This window comes from Streptomyces sp. BE20 (genome assembly GCF_036322525.1).
In the GTDB taxonomy this organism is placed as follows: Bacteria; Actinomycetota; Actinomycetes; order Streptomycetales; family Streptomycetaceae; genus Kitasatospora.
Window position 1 is genome coordinate 1 of sequence record NZ_JAQYWW010000114.1, and the last position, 283, is coordinate 283.

Consider the following 283-nt stretch of genomic DNA (forward strand, 5'->3'; position numbering starts at 1 on the left):
GAAGGTGGCCGGCTGGCAGTTCAAGGGCATGGACGACCACCTCAACGCCATCAACTCCACCTGGGAGAGCTTCCTCTGCCAGGCCGGCGGCACCCTCACCTCGCCCGACTTCAAGACCTCCACCCAGAACACCGAGGCCGGGCGCACCGCGATGGAGTACATGAAGTCCTTCTACACCGAGAAGATCTCCCCGGTCGGCACCAGCGCCCTCAACGGCTTCATCAGCGGCGACGTCGCGATGTTCCCGTTCTTCCAGTCGGTCATCGCCAACGTCCAGACCGGC

At 64.3% G+C, this 283-nt stretch carries 1 protein-coding gene; it reads left to right on the forward strand.

What is annotated here, in order from left to right; all coding sequences use genetic code 11:
* On the forward strand, positions 1-283 hold a 283-nt coding region (locus tag PUR61_RS00560), incomplete at both ends, for a hypothetical protein (RefSeq protein ID WP_329874470.1).